We start from the raw sequence: 18,475 nt of genomic DNA, 5'->3' as shown, positions 1-18,475 counted from the left end.
CTAGCCCCTTCGCGTCATGTGGCGGCGGTTGAGCCAGACAAAGATCAGGGCCACGGCGGTGACAAGCATCATCGACGACACCGCAAGGGCCGCCCCCAAGGGTGCATTGTTCGATTTCTTGAATTGCACTTCGATCATATTGGCGATCATCAGCCCATCAGGCCCACCCACAAGGCGCGGGGTGATATAGTCACCAATCGTCGGCACAAAGACGATCAGCGTGGCGGCCACAACGCCCGGCATACTGAGCGGCAGGGTCACGCGGATCAGCCGCCAAAAGGGTGAATCGCCCAGATCACGCGCCGCTTCAAGCAGGCTGCGGTCGATCCGTTCCATTGTCACAAAGATCGGCAGCACCGCAAAAGGCACCCAGGCATGGCTGAGCGTGATGACCACAGCGGCTTGATTATAAAGGATAAAGTCCAGCGGTTCCGCGATCAGGCCCAGTTCCATAAGCGACCCGTTTACCACGCCGTTAAAGCCCAGGATCACCTTCCACAGGAAAATCCGCATCAGGTAGCTGGTCCAGAACGGAATCGTAATCAGGAAGATCCAGATCGGTTTCTGCCGGTCGGGCACCACAAAGGAGATGTAGTAGGCGATGGGATAAGCGATCAGCACGGTGACCAGCGTGGTGATGAGCGCGATCTTGAGCGAGCGCAGCATCAGCGTCTGGTAAAGCGGATTGGTCCAAGCCTCGATGTAGTTGGCCATCGAAAAGCCGCGCTGAATATCCAGAAAATCCTGTGTCCAGACACTCATCGCGAGGACAAGCGCCAGCGGTACGGCCAACAGCAGGATCGCATAGACAAATGGCGGAGAGATCATCAGGTAACCGCGACCGGTTTCTGAACTCAACCACCTTTTCATACGCGCGCGCCCTAACCCCGTAACGATTCCACCCCAGCGGTGGTGACCACCAATAGCAACACAAAACGGGTCGTGTCGTCCATACTTGGATCACGACGGGCTGCTTGACAAAACCGGGGGTTCTTTCGACGTTGCCCACAGTCGGGCATCGGTGGCAGAGGGAATGGACATGACCACGCCGGAAAGCAACACAGCGCAGGCCACAGTGATCGCCGACCAGCGGCATGCATTGCGGCCGTGGATCAACCTGCACGCCGACGAAGGAGATGCGCCGCTGGTCATCGCGCGCGGTGAGGGTGCCTGGCTTTATGACAGTGCGGGCAAGCGGTATCTGGATGCGGTTGGCGGGCTGTGGTGCACCAACATCGGGCTGGGCCGGGACGAGATGGCCGATGCGATTGCCGATCAGGTGCGGACGCTTGCCTATTCCTCGACCTTTACGGACATGACCAATGCGGTGTCGACGCAATTGGCCGAAAAGATCGCAAGCCTGACGCCGGGTGATCTGAACCGGGTGCATTTCACCACCGGCGGGTCCACGGCGATTGATAGCGCCTATCGGTTGATGCAGTTTTATCAGCGTTGCATGGGGCGGCCCGAGAAGGTGCAGATTGTTGCCCGCAAGCGCGCCTATCACGGGTCCACCTTTGCCGCGATGTCGATTGGCAACCGCGATGGGGACAGGCCACCAGAGTTTTCCTATATCGAGGACGGTCACCACCATCTGAGCGCACCGGATGTTTATCGCAGGCCCGCGGGACTGAGCGAGGCGGACTATGCCGCGCAACTGGTGCAGGAATTCAGCGACTTGGTGGACCGCGTTGGGGCGGACAAGATTGGTGCGTTTTTCGCAGAGCCGATCATGGGGTCGGGCGGGGTATTGGTGCCGCCAGAGGGGTATCTGACCGGTATTCACGCCATTTGTCGCGCGCATGACATTCTGTTTGTCGCAGACGAGGTTGTCACCGCATGGGGGCGGTTGGGTCAGTGGTTCGCGTCAGAGGCGGTGTTTGGCGTGGTGCCGGATATCATCGCCTCGGCCAAGGGGCTGACTTCTGGTTATTTGCCGTTGGGGGCGATGATCTATTCCGACCGCATCCATGACGTGATCGCAGCGAAGAACGCCGAAGGGTATTATGCCAGCGGCTACACCTATGCCGGTCATCCGGTGAGCTGTGCGGCAGCGCTGAAGAACATTGAAATTATCGAGCGCGAGGATTTGCTGGGCAATGCCGACACGGTGGGTCGCTATTTCGAGGAGCAACTGGCCACGCTCAAAGAGCTGCCGACAGTGGGCGATGTGCGCGGGATGCGGATGATGATGTGTGTGGAAAGCGTGGCGGACAAGGCGACCAAGGCGCTGTTCCCCGATAAGCTGAACATTGGCAAGCGGATTTCGAATGCCGCCGAAAAGCTGGGGCTGATCGTGCGGCCAATCGGGCATCTGAACATCATGTCGCCGCCGCTAATGATCACTCGCGACGATGTTGATCTGATCGTGGATCGGTTGCGGCGGGCGATCATTGCCGCCACACCAAAGTAACAGTTAGGCCAGTGCGGCGTTTATCGGCGCGTGGACAGCGCCTGCCGCCAGCACGCTGGCGACTTGCGGGTGCGGGTTGTTGAACCGCAGTGCGGCCCCGGTGTGGTCGGTGACGGTGCCGCCTGCCTCTGTCACCAGCAACGTGCCAGCGGCGATGTCCCATTCCCATGTCGGGCGCAGGGTCAACATGGCGTCAAACCGGCCCGATGCCACCAGCGCCATGCGGTAAGCGAGCGAGGACCGAAAGCTGCGCTTGAACGGCGGCGGCCCGGCGGGGGTCCAGTAGCAGGGTGCGAGATTGGGCTTGGCAGTCAGCACAGTGGTCGCGGCGGGGTCGGTCTGGGTGCTGGCGCGGATGGGGGCGTCGTTGAGGAACGCGCCGGTGCCGGTGGCTGCGGTGTAGATCTGGCCGCGCATCGGCATGGCGATGGCGGCGGCCACGGGCACGCCGTTTTCGACCACGGCGATGGAATGGCCCCAATCCTTGTCGCCTGCGATAAAGGCGCGGGTGCCGTCGATGGGGTCAACGACAAACAGGCGTTTGGACGACAGCCGCGCTGCGCTGTCGGGGTCTTCTTCGGACAGCCAGCCATAGTCGGGCCGGGCGGCGCGCAGCGTGTCGTGCAGCATGGCGTTAACCGCCAGATCAGCGGCAGTCACCGGACCTGCGCCATCGCCTTTGTCCCAAGTTTCGGGGTTCTGACCAAAGTGCGATTTGGCAATCTCGCCGGCGCGGCGCGCGGCTGCGGCCAACAGGGCGACGTCAGTCTCCGGCAAGGGTGAGCCCTTCGACCAGCAGCGATGGCACAACGCGTGACAGATGGGTGCGCGCGTCATTGGCGGGGGTGATCCGCATCAGCATGTCGCGCAGGTTGCCCGCCACGGTGATTTCGTTCACCGGGTGGGTGATTTCCCCGTTTTCGACCCAAAAGCCCGACGCACCACGGGAATAATCCCCGGTGTTGGGGTTGATGGTGGAGCCGATCATGGATGTCACCAGCAGGCCGGTGCCCATGTCGCGCAGCATCTCGGCCTGGGTTTGGGTGCCTTGGGTCAGGGCCACGTTGGTCAGGCTGGGCGAAGGCGGGGCAGTGGTGCCGCGGGACGCATTCGCGGTGGAGGCCATGTCAAGCTTGCGCCCGGTGGCAAGGTCCAGCGTCCAGCCAGTCAGCACGCCGTCATCCACGATGGCGCGGCGGGTGGTGGGCAGGCCTTCGGCGTCAAAGAGTTTGGAACCAGAGGTGCGCACGCGGTGCGGGTCTTCGATCACCGAAAGGCCCTTGGGCAGGACCTGTTCGCCCAGCGCACCCAAAAGCCAGCTGGACCCGCGCGCAATCGCCCCGCCAGACACTGCTTGCAGCAAGTGACCGATCAGCGAAGATGCGATACGTTCGTCGAACATGACCGGATAGGCACCGGTTTTGGGTCGCGTGGCCCCGGCGCGGGCAACAGCGCGTTCGGCGGCGATGCGGCCAATCTCGGCGGCGTCGCGCAAATCGGCCTGAAAGATCCGGCTGTCGTAGTCATAGTCGCGTTCCATCGCCGTGCCGGTGCCGGTGATCGCAAGGCAGGAAATGCCCCGGTCGGTGCGGGCGTAACCGGCGTCAAAGCCGTTGGAGGCAGACAGATGGATGCGCCGGTGCGAATAGCCCGCGCTGGATTGTTGCACCTGACTAATGCCGGGGTTTTTCAGCGCTTCGGCCTCGGCCCGTGCGGCGTCATCCTGCAGGGCGGCGGGATCGGGTTCGGGGGTCGCGTCATAAAGTTCGAGGTCTTCGGTGGCTGTGTTCGTTGCCAACTGACTGGGATCGGCGAGGCCCGCATAGGGGTCTTCCGGCGCGATCCGGGCCATCGCGACGGCGCGTTCGGCCATGGTGCGCAATGTCTCTGGCTTGGTGTCGGACGAGGACACGCAGGCCTGCCGGTTGCCAATCAGCACGCGCAGCCCGACGTCAATCCCTTCGGAGCGGTCGGCATTTTCCAACGCCCCGCCGCGCACGTCGATGGAAACGGAGGTGCCGTCGACTGCTATGGCGTCAGAGGCATCGGCCCCGGCTTTGCGGGCTTCGTCCAGCAGGCGCTGGGTCAGGTCGGAAAGTGCGGTCATGGGTGATCCTTTGCTACGTCCTGAGGTAGTCCGAAGGCGGCCCACCCGCAAGGGCGCGCGATTATGGCGCACCTGCCCCGAACCACCCTGAGTTGAACACCAAGTAGTTTCATGAAAGGTCTTAATGCCGATGCCAAGCTTTAAGCGGTTGTTTGCATTGTCAGAAAGGCGGGCTGAACCATGAAGGCATACGACGGAAATGATCCCAAATTGCCGCTGATCCTGATGGATTGGGCATTTGGCGGCCGCGTGGTCGATGCCGTGCAGGCGCATGTCAACTATGTCAACGCGCTCTATGGGGCGGGTTACGACCCACACAGCATTCTTGAAAGCTATGCGGATCTGTATCTTTTGGATTTCTACGTTGGGCAGGTCAACAACGGCGGTCACAGTCAATACATCGGAAATTCGGGCGCGCGTCTGAAGTCGGAATTGCCGCGGGCCCTGCGCGCGGCGCGCATGATCGGCAGTGATGGATTGGCTGCGGTTCTTGAACGCTGCGCTGGCTGGATCGACGGGAACCCGAATGAGGCGGTCAAACAAAACGGCTTTTCTGAACGTGCCGAAGCGCTGGAAGAATGTGACAAGGCATTCTTTGCACTGCAGCTGTCCGACAATGAGATGCGCGCGTTTCTGAATCAGCAAACGCAGGAGGTGCGCGACCGGCTGACCCCGCATGTCTTTGTCCCTGACGCCGCGCAGACGTGGAAAGAGGCCTTTGTCAGCCGCATTGCGGATCGCCCGGCAGATGAAACTGTTCAGGACGCGATGGATGACGCGATTGCCGCATTTGGCCCGCTGAAAGAGTGGTTGGAGGTTTCCCAAGGCGCATGGTCGGCCGAGCGGAGTATCGAGCGGCTTGCAATGGGCCTTGACCGACTTGGGGAAGATTTACGCGAAGAGATGGGCAAACGTTTCGATATGTTGCTCAATCTCTATTCCGGCAGTCGGTCGGCGTATTACCTGGATGCCTGGGTCTGGCTTTTTCAGCATCCGAATCTGGTGATTGCCAGTTCCGAGGACTGGACAGCGCAAATCGAAGAGGTCGCTCGGCAAAGCCCGTTTGCTGCAACAGATTTGCAAGCGCGGCAGCTTCTCGAAGTGTATAAGGCCTTGCCGTCTGATGACGCGCTACACCGGTCTTATGCGCTGGGGCAGGCGATCGGAACAGAGGCGCGGTCGGGCCTTTACCTGAATGGCAAAATGCCAATGCAGGACTGGCCCGATGGGAGGTCCGCGCTGATCCGAGGGCAAAGCGCCCATTTTGCCCTGCAAGAGGACGACACAGCCGCCACGCTGTATCGGCTGGCAATGCGTCGCGGGATATTCAGCTATCCGTCCCTGAAGATGCTTCTTGATCGCTGGGGTTTGCCGGGCGAGGCGCTGGCGGGTGCAATCTTTCGCGACAAGCGGTCCTGGAAATTGGGTCAGATCGCGGGACGGTCAAAAAAGGATCAGGGCCTGCGGGCCTTGGCCATTGCGTGTTATCTGCCAGAGGCTGCGCAATTGGGTTGGTCTGGTGAAGAGCTGGCTGAGCATAATCCGGCAAACCCAGCGTTTGCGCGTGCGAAGAAAGACTATTTCGAGCAAGGCCGGATTACCTTGATGGATCGCGCGCGCCCCGAGATCCACTGGTTTGTGGAAACGCCTGCCGGCCCGGTTCTGTTCAAGGCTACACCCGAATCCGTTGCCGTTGTGAAAGGCGGTGCAGAGGTCACTTATCCGCGCGGCGTGCTGGAGCAGGCGCGATGGGAGATGCATGAGTTCCTGGATGCACGCGCGATTGACCGGCCCTGAGGAGCTGCTAGACCCGTTGCAATGGACCGCATCATCATCACCGGTGCCAATGGGGCCGGAAAGTCGTATTGGGCCGCAAGGCTGGGCGGTGTGGTGTCGTTTGATGCCATCAAACTGACGACCCATTGGGTGCAAAGGCCGCGCGCCGAGATCCTCGCTGATCTGGCCGGGCTGGTCGCGGAAGAACGCTGGGTGATCGAGGGCGGGCCGAGCCTGCTGCCGCTGGCCTTGCCCCGGGCGCAGGTGGTGATCTGGCTGGACCCGCCGCTGTGGCAACGGGCGTGGCGGTTGCTGAAACGGCCCTTGCGGCATCGCGGAACGACGCGGCCCGAATTGCCGCCGGGCAATGTGGATCGGCTTGCAGAGCAGTGGCGGTTTGGCTGGCGCAGCTTGCGGGCAGATGCGGCGTTTCGGGCGAACATAAAAGGGGCGCTGGCCGGAACCAGCGCCCAGATCTTTCATTGCCGGTCCAACAGGGACGCGGCGCGCGCGATCAGCGCATGCGCTGACCGTTGACGATGACGTGGCCTTCGGCGTTGACCTCGACCTCTGTCTCAAGTTGATCCTCACCCACGGTGCGGGCGAACATGCCCATCATCATGCGCGGCATCATCGCCTCTTCTTCGGGGATGAACCCGGCGCCGACCAGTTGGTCAATCGCAGCGTTCAAGCCGGTGGCGGTGATCTTGGCGCTGCCTTCGGGGCGCGGCATGCCGGGGATCGTGTCCATATCGGCATTGTCAAAGGTGAAGGCACCGGTGGCATTGGCGGCGGCCCCCAGCGCGGCCAGTCCGATGTCGTTGATCGACAGGGAATTGATCGTCACCGGCGAGGTTTGCGCATCTTCAAGCGCGATCAATTCCTCGACGTTGAGCAGGTTCACACCCCAGTTCAGGCTGCCGGAAACGTCGATGGTCAGGTCAGCAGGGCTTTGATCCAGTGATCCCGCGGGGTCGAACATGCCCCAAAGGCTTTCATCAATGCTGAGGTCCTGAAAGCTGACGCCGTATTTGAAGTCTTGCGGCGTGTCGCGGGCCACAAGGGGCACGGCCACGTCAACGGCAAGTTCCCCACCTGCGACAGAGACCGGGAAAGGCAGCAGGTTCTGGTCTGTGAAGGTCAGGGCAAAGCCATCTGCCGTGCCATCAACGGCAAAGCCATCCGCGTTCAGCGTCATGTTGGCGGTTGTGGCCCCGGTGGATTGGATTTGTTCGTTGGTCAGCGCGCCGTCCATGAAGGTTTTGCTGGTGCCTTCGGAGGCGGCGGCCTGTGTGGTCAGCGTCATCGACAGGCCCGACAGCAAGGCAGGTGTCAGGTCCATGATGTTCATCTCTGGCGGCAACACGATGGTGCCCAGCATCCGCAACTCTCCGCCTGCGCTGGTGCTTTCCTGCCGCATCGGGCCCGCGGCCATCACAAAGTTGGATGTGGCTGCGCCATTGAGGTTGTCGAGCGTGATGGTCAGGTTTTCGCCTTCGGTCACGCGGGTGGTCGAGGTGTAGCCGTCGCCGGACACTTCGAGCGAAAAATCGAGCTCTTCGCCGGGGATCGAAACGTTGTTGATCAGCACGTCCACCTTGTCGGCAGAGCTGGTGTAGGTCACGTCGCCCGGATTGCCCGAGGCCACGGCGCTGACATTGGTTTGGGCGATGGTGATATTGCCGGTCAGAAGGCCGGTGTCAGGCACGTCGACCGCAAGTTCCATCAAATAGGTGGGGTCGGTCACGATCCCCACGGTGCCGTCGCCCATCGCGGTCAGTGTTGTATTGGGGAAGGTCAGCGTCGCACTGCCCAGCCCTTGGGGATAGTCCACGCGCAGGACCCCGCCCGAAAGGGTCAGGTTGTCGCCATCGGGTGTGACAGTGCCATCAAGCGTCAGCCCGGCGGCACCATAGGCCGCGGTCAGATTGTTCCAGACATCCTGTGGCGTGACGTCAGCCAGGGCGGCACCAGGGATCAGGGCGAAGGGCAGGGCAAAGCGGGTCAGTTTCATGAAAGGTCCAATCATGCAGAAAAACAAAAGCCCCGCGCCAGCATCTGTGGCGCGGGGCATTATCGGAAGATCAGCGGATGCGCTGGCCGTTGGCGATCACGTGGCCTTCGGCGTTGACCTCAACGGTCGAGGACAGTTGATCATCGCCGGTGGTTCGAGCGAACATGCCCATCATCATCCGCGCGCCCATCGCCTGATCCTCTGGCAGCAGACCCATCCGGATCAGCGTGTCGATCAGCGCATTGGCCCCGGCAAGGTTCAGCGTCACCGAGCCTTCGGGGCGGGGGATGTCGGGGATGGTTTCAAAGTCGGTGTTGTCAAAGGTGAAATCACCGGTGCCGTCCAGCTTGGCCCCCACCGCACTGACCAGAAGTTCGTTCAGCTTCAGGCTGTGCAGTTCGCCCGGCACTTCGGCCATGGCCATCGCGTCGGCCTGCGCAGGGTCAAGGATGTCAAAGAACAGCTGGGTCGTGCCGGCAAGGTCCAGCTTGATCGTGACCGGATCGCGGGGCAGGGCACCGGCGGGATCACCCATGGCCCAGATCTCATCATTGATGGTGAGGTCGGTCAGGTTGAGGCCAAAGGCGAAATCGGTCGGTTCGTCTGTTTTGGAGAGCGGCATCGCAACGCCGATGCCGTATTCCGCCAGCGACAATTTCAGCGGCAGTTGCATGCCCGGAACCGGCACATTGGGCACCACCATATCCATCGCAATGTCCGTGGTCAGCACGTTGTAGGTCAGCGCATCGCTGTCAAAGCCCAGGTCAATCGCAGCCGATCCGGTGCTGACGCTGCCAGCCACCTGTTCGCCGCCTTCGGAGATGTCGAAGATATAGCTGCCGTCGTTCAGGCCATAGTTCGCCGCCACCGCAAAGCCGGTGAGGTCAACGTTGTCGGGATCGTCAAAGGACAAATCCTCTGGCAGGTCCATGTCGGCATCCACAAAGAGGCCGTTCACCTTGCCGGAAATCAGCGCCACGGTGTTGGTGTCGGGGTCGGTCACATCAACCAGCAGGTCCACCGATCCCATGGTCAGCGCATAGGTCAGGTTGCGGATGTCACCGTTGGTGACGGTATAGCGGCCTGCCACGTCGTTGCCCGCAAAGAGGACATCGGCGTCGATGGTCTGGCCGTTTTCGGTGATGTTATCGACCTGAAAGCTGTATTTGTCCGCGCTGAGGTCATAGTTGATTGCATCCGGGTCGCCAGAGGCGGTCATCGACAGGCCACTGTTGGTCACCGACATATCCGCCGTAGACCCGTCGCTGCTGGTGATGCTGATCGGAACGGACTCGGCCATGGTGATCGCCACTGTGCCGTCGCCGTTTTCGGTAAACGTCAGTGTGCCCATGTCGGCGGTTACGGCTGTGTCGCCATCATCCATCGACAAGCCCAGACCGGTGATGGTGACGGTGCCATCGCCGATCTCTTCGTTGCCGATGGTCACTCCGGCATCGCCGTAGATATCGAGGCTGGATTTCCAGTTTTCCCAGACTTGCGCTGCGGTCACATCGGCAAGCGCCGCTTGTCCGCTGAACAGGGCGGCAAGGCACACGCCGGTCTTGAATGTTTGCAGTTTGGTCATCAGAGTTACCTTTCGGAAATACGGGTCTGGTCTATGATTTGCCGCGCTGCTGCGCGGGTCAAGGTCGGGGCATCCTGACCCAGAGAATATGACCGCATGGTGGCAACCGAAAGGGAAAGCGATGAAAAATGTGGATTTTGAGGGCAAAACCGTCCTGATTTCGGGGGCAAGTCGCGGAATTGGGGCCGCAGCCGCGCAGAGCTTTGCAGCCGCCGGGGCCAATGTGGCGCTGCTCGCCCGCTCGCGCGAGGCGATTGCGGAACTGGCCGGACAGATCGGGGACAATGCCCTGGCGATCCCCTGTGACGTGTCGCGCTACTGGGAAGTGGATCAGGCGATGACCGCGGCCCGCGATGCCTTTGGCGGGTTGGATGTGGTGATTAACAACGCCGGAGTGATTGATCCGATCGGGCATTTGTCCACCATTGATCCAGAGGCGTACAGCCACACCATCGACATCAATCTCAAAGGCGTGATGCACGGGATGCGCGCGGCCCTGCCGGGAATGATTGCACAAGGGTCGGGGACGATCATCAACATCTCATCCGGCGCGGCCCACGGCCCGGTTGAGGGGTGGGCCGCCTATTGCAGCGGCAAGGCGGGGGCGCTCATGCTGACCCGCGTGGGCGACAAGGAAGCGCGCGAGAACGGCGTGCGGGTGTTGGGGTTAAGCCCCGGCACCGTGGCCACAGAGATGCAGCGCGAGATCAAGGCCAGCGGCATCAACCCGGTTAGTCAACTCGCGTGGGAGGATCATATCCCGCCCGAGTGGCCCGCGCAGGCGCTGATGTGGATGTGTTCGGCGGATGCCGATGGCTATCTGGGCGGCGACGTATCGCTGCGCGATGAAGACGTGCGCCGCAAGGTGGGTCTGATTTGATCCGGGTCGCGCGCGAAGGCGATCTGTGGATTGTCACGCTGGATCGGGCGGACAAGGCCAATGCGCTGACGGCGGATATGCTTACCGAGCTGATTGGCATCTACAAGATCGCCGGCGGGGCGAAGGCGGTGATCCTGACCGGCGAAGGCACAGTGTTCAGCGCGGGCGCTGATCTGGACGAAGCCCCCAAGGGATTGGCGAAAAGCCCGCTGTGGGAAGAGCTGTCATCCGCCATAGCGGCCGCACCGGGGCTGACAGTTGCGGCGTTGAACGGGACGCTGGCAGGCGGGGCCTTTGGCATGGCATTGGCCTGTGATCTGCGGGTTGCGGTGCCGGGGGCCAAGTTTTTCTATCCGGTGATGAAGATGGGGTTCCTGCCGCAGCCGTCCGATCCGGGGCGCCTGAAGGCGCTGGTCGGGCCGTCGCGAGCGAAGCTGTTGCTGATGGCGGGCCAGAAGTGGACGGCGGATCAGGCGCTGGATGCAGGGCTGGTGGATGGCGTCTTTGACGATGTGATGCCAGTGGCGCGCGATCTGTGTGCGGCGGCCCTGAGCGCAGAGCACAGTCATGTCGGTGCAATCAAGGCTTTGATTTAGCTTATATTTCGCAAGGTAAACGCGCGCAGACCGAGGCCCAACATCACGGCCCCTCCGAGCACAAAAGCGGCCCCGATGGTCGTTGCGGTCGCCAGCCATGCGCCGATGAAGGGCGCAGTGAGAAGGGCGAGCGTATTTGCCGCCTCGCTCAGCGCGGTGATTTGACCGATGCTGCTGCTGTCGGTGTTGTTCTGGATAACCGTGCGGATCGGCACGACCATGAGCGCGGTGGTCACGCCCAGCACGAAAAATGCCAGCAGATAGGTGGCAAGGGCGAGGGGGAAGCCCGTGACCTCTGCCAGTCCGACCGCAACCACGGTGCTGCCGCCGATCAGCGCACCGCAGGTGATCAGCAAGAACGGGCGCGGCGTGCTACGAAGACGCGACATGACCGCAGCGCAGATCACGCCACCCGCACCCACAGCGGCCAGCAGCAGCCCAAGGTGGGTCTGGCTAAAGCCAAGGTCGCGGGTCAGGGGCGCGATCAGGTTGTCATAGAAGAACATCGCGAAATACCCGGCCGCCATCATCAGTAGCACCGCGCGCAATACCGCGCTGTCCCGCAAGAGTGCTGGGCCGCTTTTGAGGCTTGCCAGCAGGCCGGGGCTGTCCGCATCGCGGGGCGCGGCGGGCAGTTTGGACAGGCGCAGCAACAGGGCCACTGCCAGAAAGGACGCGCAGGCATTGGCCAGAAAGACCGTCTGTGGCGTGAACCAGATCAAAAGCACGCCACCAACCGAGGGGGCCACGATCTTGGACGCCTGATTGATGCCGTGGCTGATCGCGTTGGCGCGGATACGGGTGGCGGGGTCGGACAGGGCCTGGATCGCGGATTGGTTGGCGGGGGAATAGAAAGTGTCGACCACGCTGCGCAGGGCAATGAGTGCCAGCAAGGCGGGCCATTCACCGGCCAGAAAGAAGGCAATGGTGGCAAAGCCCCGCCCCAGATTGGCGAAGATCAGCACCCGTCGCGTATCGACCCTGTCAACCAGAGCGCCCGCCAAGGGACCAATAATCAGGTAGGGCAGTCCCATGGCCACGGCGAGCAGGGCAAAAACATAGGTGTCAACCTGCCAGACGAAGGCGAGCAGCGCGCTGATCGCCACCACATCCAGCCAATCGGCAAAATCAGCGGGGATCTGAGCGGTCAAGAGCTTGCGCAGACCCGGTTGCAAGGCGGTCATCGGCAACAGGCGTCAGCCATAGCGGCGCATCGCCTCGACCTCGATCGCGAGGCGGGTTTGCAGATCAGCGATGACTTTCATCTGCGCCTTGCGCGCGGCCGGATCGGTGAGGGTCTTGAGGTGGGCTTGTGCCTTTGCGATCTGTTCTTTGAGGGTGATGGCGGGTGGTTTTGCCTGCGCCTCTGTCATCATGCGGTTCAAGAGCGGGTTCTTGGGATCGCCCGACAGGTCAAGCGGTTTGCCCGCGCCCGGCAGGTTGTCAAAGTCGCCTCGGGCGGCGGCCCCGGCCATCATCTTGTTAATCAGATCTTCCAGCGGATGGGTCATGCCACCTTTTACCGGGTGGTGGGCCTATTGCCCAGCCTCTGGGCAGATCCGCCGATCCTGCGTCATAAGGGTTGAGTCCACGGCCCATGCGCGGCAAGACGGAAGGCGGGACGTTCGGGGACATCAAACTATGGACAGTGACCTTATCGAAACGGCGCGCGGCTATCTGGATCAGGGGCTGGTGATCGCGCAGGATTGGCTGTTGTCGCCTGCGGCATGGTCGCAGTTTGGCCTGCTGATCGTTGCCTATCTGCTGGCGCGGCTGATCAACCGGATCATGTCGCGGCGGATCACCACAGTACTGACCCCGCCTGAGGGGTCTACGTCGATCCTGTCCAAGGGGCGGCTGTATCTGCTTATGTTCCTGCCGCTGTTGCTGCCGCTGCTGGCTTATGGGCTGACGGCGGTCGGCGAACAGGTCACGCGGTCGATCTTTGGCTCTGGTGCGGTGATCGCCTTTGGCAAACGGGTGTTCATCTTTCTGGCGGCGCGGGCGCTGGCCGACAAGATCATCAAGGAACCGTTCCTGAAGACGCTGGCGCGGTATGTCGTTGTGCCGATTGCTGCCCTTTATGCGCTGGGCATTCTGGACGATGTGTCATTGTTCCTGACCGAGACGACCGTTGGTGTGGGCAATATCAAGTTTTCGATCATGGCGATTGTCCGGGGGATTATTGCGGGCAGCATCCTGTTCTGGCTTGGCACCTGGTCCAACAGCCAGACCGCCACCTATATCGAGAAGCAACCGATGCGGCCCGCGATCCGGCAACTGCTTGTGAAGGCTGCTGAATTTGCGATCTTTGGCTTTGCTTTCCTGCTGCTGATGAACATCATGGGCATCAGCCTGTCGTCGCTGGCCATCATCGGTGGTGCGGTGGGTGTCGGCCTTGGTTTTGGTCTGCAAAAGATCGCATCGAACTTTATCTCGGGCGTGATCCTGCTGGTCGAGGGGCAGGCCACGGTTGGGGATTATGTTGAGCTGGACGGCGGTGAGGCGGGCACGATCATCAAGATGACCGCGCGGGCCACCATTCTGGAGACCTATGACGGGCGCTGGATTGTGGTGCCGAACGAGGATTTCATCACAACGCGGGTGGTCAATTATTCTGACAGCGGCAGCGCCAACCGGTTGGAGGTGGAGTTCAGCGTCAGCTACGACACAGACATCAATCGCATTCCAGAGCTGATAAATGCTGCGGTGTCCAAGCACCCCGGTGTGTTGCAGGAACCCGAAGCACCGGATGTTGAGCTGAAGGCCTTTGGCGACAGCGGGATCGAGTTTGGCGTGGAATTCTGGGTCGAGGGGATCGACGACGGCAAGAACAAATATGCCAGCGACGTGATGTTCCTGATCTGGAATGCGCTGAAGGCTGAGGGCATCGAAATCCCGTTCCCGCAGCGCGTGGTCGAGATCAAGGGCGCTTTGCCGGTGTCTGAGAAGGCGTGACCACCGCATTGGTGATCGGGGCCGGGCCTGCGGGGCTGATGGCGGCAGAGGTGCTGTCGGGCGCAGGCGTGTCGGTGACTGTGGCCGACCAGATGCCCAGTGTCGGGCGCAAGTTTCTGATGGCGGGCAAGTCGGGGCTAAACCTGACCAAAGAAGAAGAGTGTTTTGACGCAGGATACGGGGCGATGCCGCCCGCCCTTGCGCAGGCACTGGCCGGGTTTGGGCCGGACGCGGTGATCGGTTGGGCCGAGGGGCTGGGTCAGCCGCTTTTCACCGGATCCACGGGGCGGGTATTTCCCAAGGCGATGAAAGCCTCGCCGCTTTTGCGGGCATGGCTGCAGCGGTTGGATGCGCAGAATGTGCAGTTGCGGACCCGGCACCGTTGGACCGGCTGGCAGGACGGGGCGGCCGCATTTGAAGGTCAGCCCGCGATTGCCGCTGATCTGACCGTGCTGGCGCTGGGCGGGGCCAGTTGGGCGCGGTTGGGGTCCGATGGGGCTTGGGCCGGTCTGATGGACGGTGTCGCGCCCTTTCGGCCGGCGAACTGCGGGTTTATCGTGGATTGGTCGGATCACATGGCCCGGCATCTGGGCGCACCGGTCAAGGGGATTGCGCTGCACGCCGGTGATCTGGTGTCACGTGGCGAAATTGTGATCTCGGCCCGCGGGGTCGAGGGCGGCGGAATCTACGCGGTCTCTGCGGCTGTACGCGACGGCGCGCCCTTGCTGCTGGACCTTGCCCCGGACCTGACTGAGGCCGAAGTGCGCGCGCGTCTGGCGCGCCCGCGCGGCAAGGCGAGCCTGTCCAACCACCTGCGCAAAGTTCTGCGGCTGGACCCGGTGCAGATCGCGCTTTTGAACGAATGGGGCCGCCCGTTTCCCGGCGATTTCGCGCGTCTTATCAAGCGGTTGCCTGTAGCGCATCAGGGTCCGCGCCCGCTGGATGAGGCGATTTCCACGGCGGGGGGTCTGCGGTTTGAGGCGCTGGACGATCACCTGATGCTGCGGGACAGGCCGGGGGTTTTTGCGGCAGGCGAGATGCTGGATTGGGAGGCCCCGACAGGCGGCTATCTGATCACCGCTTGCCTTGCGACGGGCCGGCACGCGGCCCAGGGCGCGCTGCGCTGGGCGGGCAACACCTTGCCCGTGTCCTAAATTGCCGATTCCAATCCCGCCCGCACCGGGTTAGACAATTGTCTAAGAAATGCGAGGCGGGGGTTGCGAAATGCGCAGCGGGTTTGTGTGGACGGTTGGATATGCGGCGATGATGCTGGCCATGGGGTCTGCGGCGCAGGCGCAGGACACCGGGCCGTCGTATACGATTTTCGGAACACCCGGTCTTTTGGAGATGCCGACCGCAGAAAGCGCGAGCCGCAGCGACATCGCAGCGACGTTAAGCTATGCAGGATCGGGGGGGTACAAGACCTCTTTCAATTATCAGCTGACGGATCGCTTGTCCGGCGCATTCCGTTACTCGACATTCGATAACTGGCAGATCGTTGATCCCGATGATCCGGATGCCGCACGTAAGAAGCAAACCTTCGACCGCAGCTTTGATCTGCAGTACCGGTTGACGGACGAAAGCCGGTACCTTCCGGCGATTGCGATTGGCTTGCGCGACTTTCTTGGCACCGGGCGGTTTGGGTCAGAGTACATTGTCGGATCCAAGAGCGTTGGGTCAGACCTGATTGTCACCGGCGGCATTGGCTGGGGGCGATTGGCAAGTCGAAATGGATTTACCAACCCGTTGAGCGTCCTTTCCTCCTCGCTTGAGACGCGTCCCGTCTATGTGGATCGCGTACAAAACAACGATGATGACGCGGGCAATGGCGGGACGATTTCGATCAACCAGTTCTTCCGCGGCGATGCGGCCTTTTTTGGTGGTTTCGAGTATCAGGTGACGCCCAATCTGGGCATTAAGGCCGAATATTCCTCAAACGCCTATCTGAAGGAGACTTTTACGCCCGCAGTTAACGTCAGTTCGCCGCTGAATTTTGGTCTGACCTATCGGCCACGGCCGGGCATTGAATTGAATGCGGCCTATCTGAACGGCGAAGACCTGTCAGCCAGTGCGACCTTTGTGATCAACCCTGAGAAGCGCCCCACCTTCAGTGGGCTTGATCCTGCCCCGGCGCCAGTGCGGGTGCGCACCGCCGACCAGCGGGCCGCGCAGACCTGGGACCAGGTCAAGCAACCAGAACCGGCCGTACGTGCTGGATTGACCCAGCTTTTGAAGATTGAGGGTATCGAGCTTGTCGGGCTTGAGATCACGGACAGGACTGCGCGGCTTCGCTATGAGAACACGCGTTTTCGGTCGGAGGCACAGGCGATGGGCCGCGCGGCCCGGATGATGACCCAGATCATTCCGCCGTCGGTCGAGACCTTTATTCTTGAACCAACACAAGCTGGACTGCCACTGTCATCGACCACTTTGCCACGGCGGCAGATCGAGGCCCTTGAGAACCGGGTTGGCGGCACTGATGCCATCTATCAGGCTGCGCGATTTGGACAGGCCGGGCCGGTCGAGGGGCTGGTTTTGCAGCCATCTGACACGCCACGACTTTCATGGGGGATTGGTCCTTACCTGAATCTGGTGATCTTCAGCGGCACAAGCTCGCTAGAGGCTGATGTGGGAATTCAGGCCGACATTGAATACAAGCTGAACCGAAATTTTGTCATCTCTGGGCAGGTCCGCCAAAGCGCGCTTGGTCCACAGGAAGCGTTGCGCTTTTTCGACAATCCCAACGACTACGCCAATGTGCGGACCGATCAGGCGTTCTTTGGTCGTGATGGCGATCTGAACCTGCGTTTCTTGCAGGCGGCCTATTATACAAGGCTAGCACCGGAAGTTTACGGTCGTGTGACGGCTGGATACCTCGAGCAAATGTACGGTGGCGTTTCGACCGAAGTGCTGTATGCGCCGGTTGGAAGTCGGCTCGCCTTTGGGGCCGAGCTTAACTATCTTGCGATGCGCGATCAGGATATGGGTCTTGGGTTTGCGCAATACCGGACAGAGCGCGACCCGGTCACCGGCTTTCGCAATCGAGTCGAGGATGGTGATTACACGGTACTTTCCGGGCATTTGTCGGCCTACTACGACGTCGGGAACGGTTTTCAGGCCCGGATGGATGTCGGACGTTACTTGGCAGGCGATTGGGGCGCGACATTCGCGCTGGATCATGAATTCGAAAACGGTTGGAAAATCGGCGGGTATTTTACGCTGACTGACATGCCATTTGACCAGTTCGGTGAGGGGTCGTTTGACAAGGGTATTCGGATAACGATCCCGTATGATTACTTTATCGGAACCCCATCGCGCCGCACCACCAGCACGACACTTCAGTCCCTTTCCCGAGATGGCGGGGCACGTGTTCAGGTGCAGGGACGGCTGTATGACACCGTGCGCGGTGGTCAGCTGGCTGACATTGATGATACCTGGGGACGCTTTTGGCGATGAAAAGAACAACCATTTTCGGGGTAACTCTGGCGTTGCTGACGGCCTGTGGCCCGATCTACGACAATTCTGCAGCCAAAGGATTTTTGGCCGTCGTGCAACAACGCGTAGCCGGGCTGAGCGGCGCGCCGGCACAGCCCGCAGCACCGGTGCTGACACGGGCGCAGGCGGATGCCAATCCGGGGGCCTTTTTGCTGGTAACGGCCTATGGCGGCAATTCGGTTGCATCGCTGGTGGTGGCGGCGGCCAATGGCAACCGAGTGACATGGCTAAGTGCCGACAATGTCACCGTGACGCTGGAAAATGGAATCATCGTGGCCACGCGGGGATTCCCCCGTGATCTGATCGCAGCGCAGGCAAATGGTGTGCGCGCGGCCATAGCGGCGGGCGGCGGAAAAGCGCAAAGAATCCATGAAACCATCACCGACCTCGACCAAATTTCGCAAGAGGTGTTGCAGTGCAGCATCGTTTTGGATGGTGCGGAAACCGTTGAAATTTTGGGCAAATCAACGCCGACACGACGCTATAGTGAAGCGTGCGAGGGGCAAAGTACAGCCTTTTCAAACACTTACTGGGTTGCCGCTGGTGGCGCTATCATAAAAAGCAGCCAGGCTGTGTCGCCTGCGACCGGATTCCTGGTTCTTGAGCGTCCGTAATGTGGCCGATGCGCGGGCGGAATCGAATTAGTGGCTT

Annotated in this window: 16 protein-coding genes; 9 read left to right on the top strand and 7 right to left on the bottom strand. The window is 61.3% G+C overall.

Annotation, left to right across the window (positions count from 1 at the left end; translation table 11 throughout):
• Window positions 1-870, bottom strand: a complete 870-nt coding sequence (locus AB3Y40_RS19145) for an ABC transporter permease (RefSeq protein WP_369440496.1) — start codon at window positions 868-870, stop codon at window positions 1-3.
• A gap of 169 nt (window positions 871-1,039) precedes the next feature.
• Here AB3Y40_RS19145 and AB3Y40_RS19140 point away from each other — a divergent pair, with 169 nt between their 5' ends.
• A complete protein-coding gene (locus tag AB3Y40_RS19140; RefSeq protein WP_369440495.1) occupies window positions 1,040-2,413 on the top strand; it encodes an aminotransferase in 1,374 nt (457 codons plus the stop codon).
• A 3-nt stretch (window positions 2,414-2,416) separates the two neighbouring features.
• On the opposite strand, the gene AB3Y40_RS19135 is transcribed toward AB3Y40_RS19140, so the two are convergent.
• A complete protein-coding gene (locus AB3Y40_RS19135) occupies window positions 2,417-3,190 on the bottom strand; it encodes a 3'(2'),5'-bisphosphate nucleotidase CysQ (protein ID WP_369440494.1) in 774 nt (257 codons plus the stop codon).
• A complete protein-coding gene (locus AB3Y40_RS19130) occupies window positions 3,177-4,520 on the bottom strand; it encodes a TldD/PmbA family protein (protein ID WP_369440493.1) in 1,344 nt (447 codons plus the stop codon). Before AB3Y40_RS19130 ends, AB3Y40_RS19135 begins: the two co-directional genes overlap by 14 nt.
• A 180-nt stretch (window positions 4,521-4,700) precedes the next feature.
• Between AB3Y40_RS19130 and AB3Y40_RS19125 the strand changes: the two genes are divergently transcribed.
• Window positions 4,701-6,317 (top strand): DMP19 family protein, encoded by a 1,617-nt coding sequence (locus tag AB3Y40_RS19125; RefSeq protein WP_369440492.1) that lies wholly within the window; start codon window positions 4,701-4,703, stop codon window positions 6,315-6,317.
• Between the two features lie 21 nt (window positions 6,318-6,338).
• Complete coding sequence (locus AB3Y40_RS19120) at window positions 6,339-6,833, top strand: P-loop NTPase family protein (protein ID WP_369440491.1); 495 nt, start codon at window positions 6,339-6,341, stop codon at window positions 6,831-6,833.
• Here the strand turns inward: AB3Y40_RS19120 and AB3Y40_RS19115 are convergent.
• Both AB3Y40_RS19115 and AB3Y40_RS19110 read right to left on the bottom strand, forming a co-directional pair.
• Window positions 6,811-8,310: a hypothetical protein gene (locus AB3Y40_RS19115; RefSeq protein ID WP_369440490.1), complete on the bottom strand. Its 1,500-nt coding sequence runs from the start codon at window positions 8,308-8,310 to the stop codon at window positions 6,811-6,813. The genes AB3Y40_RS19120 and AB3Y40_RS19115 overlap by 23 nt on opposite strands.
• 70 nt (window positions 8,311-8,380) lie before the next feature.
• Window positions 8,381-9,895, bottom strand: coding sequence for a DUF2125 domain-containing protein (locus AB3Y40_RS19110; RefSeq protein ID WP_369440489.1), 1,515 nt, complete (start codon window positions 9,893-9,895; stop codon window positions 8,381-8,383).
• Window positions 9,896-10,016: 121 nt separating this feature from the next.
• Here AB3Y40_RS19110 and AB3Y40_RS19105 point away from each other — a divergent pair, with 121 nt between their 5' ends.
• Both AB3Y40_RS19105 and AB3Y40_RS19100 read left to right on the top strand, forming a co-directional pair.
• Window positions 10,017-10,775: an SDR family oxidoreductase gene (locus AB3Y40_RS19105; RefSeq protein ID WP_369440488.1), complete on the top strand. Its 759-nt coding sequence runs from the start codon at window positions 10,017-10,019 to the stop codon at window positions 10,773-10,775.
• Complete coding sequence (locus AB3Y40_RS19100) at window positions 10,772-11,371, top strand: enoyl-CoA hydratase/isomerase family protein (protein ID WP_369440487.1); 600 nt, start codon at window positions 10,772-10,774, stop codon at window positions 11,369-11,371. The genes AB3Y40_RS19105 and AB3Y40_RS19100 overlap by 4 nt, the downstream gene beginning before the upstream one ends.
• Here the strand turns inward: AB3Y40_RS19100 and AB3Y40_RS19095 are convergent.
• Window positions 11,368-12,555, bottom strand: coding sequence for an MFS transporter (locus AB3Y40_RS19095; protein WP_369440486.1), 1,188 nt, complete (start codon window positions 12,553-12,555; stop codon window positions 11,368-11,370). The two genes, AB3Y40_RS19100 and AB3Y40_RS19095, sit on opposite strands and share 4 nt — an antisense overlap.
• Before the next feature lie 12 nt (window positions 12,556-12,567).
• Complete coding sequence (locus AB3Y40_RS19090; RefSeq protein WP_369440485.1) at window positions 12,568-12,882, bottom strand: DnaJ family domain-containing protein; 315 nt, start codon at window positions 12,880-12,882, stop codon at window positions 12,568-12,570.
• 130 nt (window positions 12,883-13,012) lie between these two features.
• Between AB3Y40_RS19090 and AB3Y40_RS19085 the strand changes: the two genes are divergently transcribed.
• From AB3Y40_RS19085 to AB3Y40_RS19070, 4 genes are all read left to right on the top strand, one after another.
• Complete coding sequence (locus AB3Y40_RS19085; RefSeq protein WP_369440484.1) at window positions 13,013-14,329, top strand: mechanosensitive ion channel family protein; 1,317 nt, start codon at window positions 13,013-13,015, stop codon at window positions 14,327-14,329.
• Window positions 14,326-15,483 (top strand): TIGR03862 family flavoprotein, encoded by a 1,158-nt coding sequence (locus tag AB3Y40_RS19080; RefSeq protein WP_369440483.1) that lies wholly within the window; start codon window positions 14,326-14,328, stop codon window positions 15,481-15,483. Before AB3Y40_RS19085 ends, AB3Y40_RS19080 begins: the two co-directional genes overlap by 4 nt.
• Before the next feature lie 70 nt (window positions 15,484-15,553).
• The gene (locus AB3Y40_RS19075) at window positions 15,554-17,785 is read left to right on the top strand and encodes a YjbH domain-containing protein (protein ID WP_369440482.1); all 2,232 of its coding nucleotides are present in this window, start codon (window positions 15,554-15,556) and stop codon (window positions 17,783-17,785) included.
• Window positions 17,782-18,438 carry a YjbF family lipoprotein gene (locus AB3Y40_RS19070; RefSeq protein ID WP_369440481.1) on the top strand — a complete coding sequence of 219 codons (657 nt, stop codon included), beginning with the start codon at window positions 17,782-17,784 and terminating at the stop codon, window positions 18,436-18,438. Before AB3Y40_RS19075 ends, AB3Y40_RS19070 begins: the two co-directional genes overlap by 4 nt.
• The last annotated feature ends 37 nt before the right edge of the window (window positions 18,439-18,475 follow it).

This window comes from Yoonia sp. R2331 (genome assembly GCF_041103235.1).
Lineage (GTDB): Bacteria > Pseudomonadota > Alphaproteobacteria > Rhodobacterales > Rhodobacteraceae > CANMYO01.
This window is presented reverse-complemented; position numbering and strand designations above follow the sequence as displayed.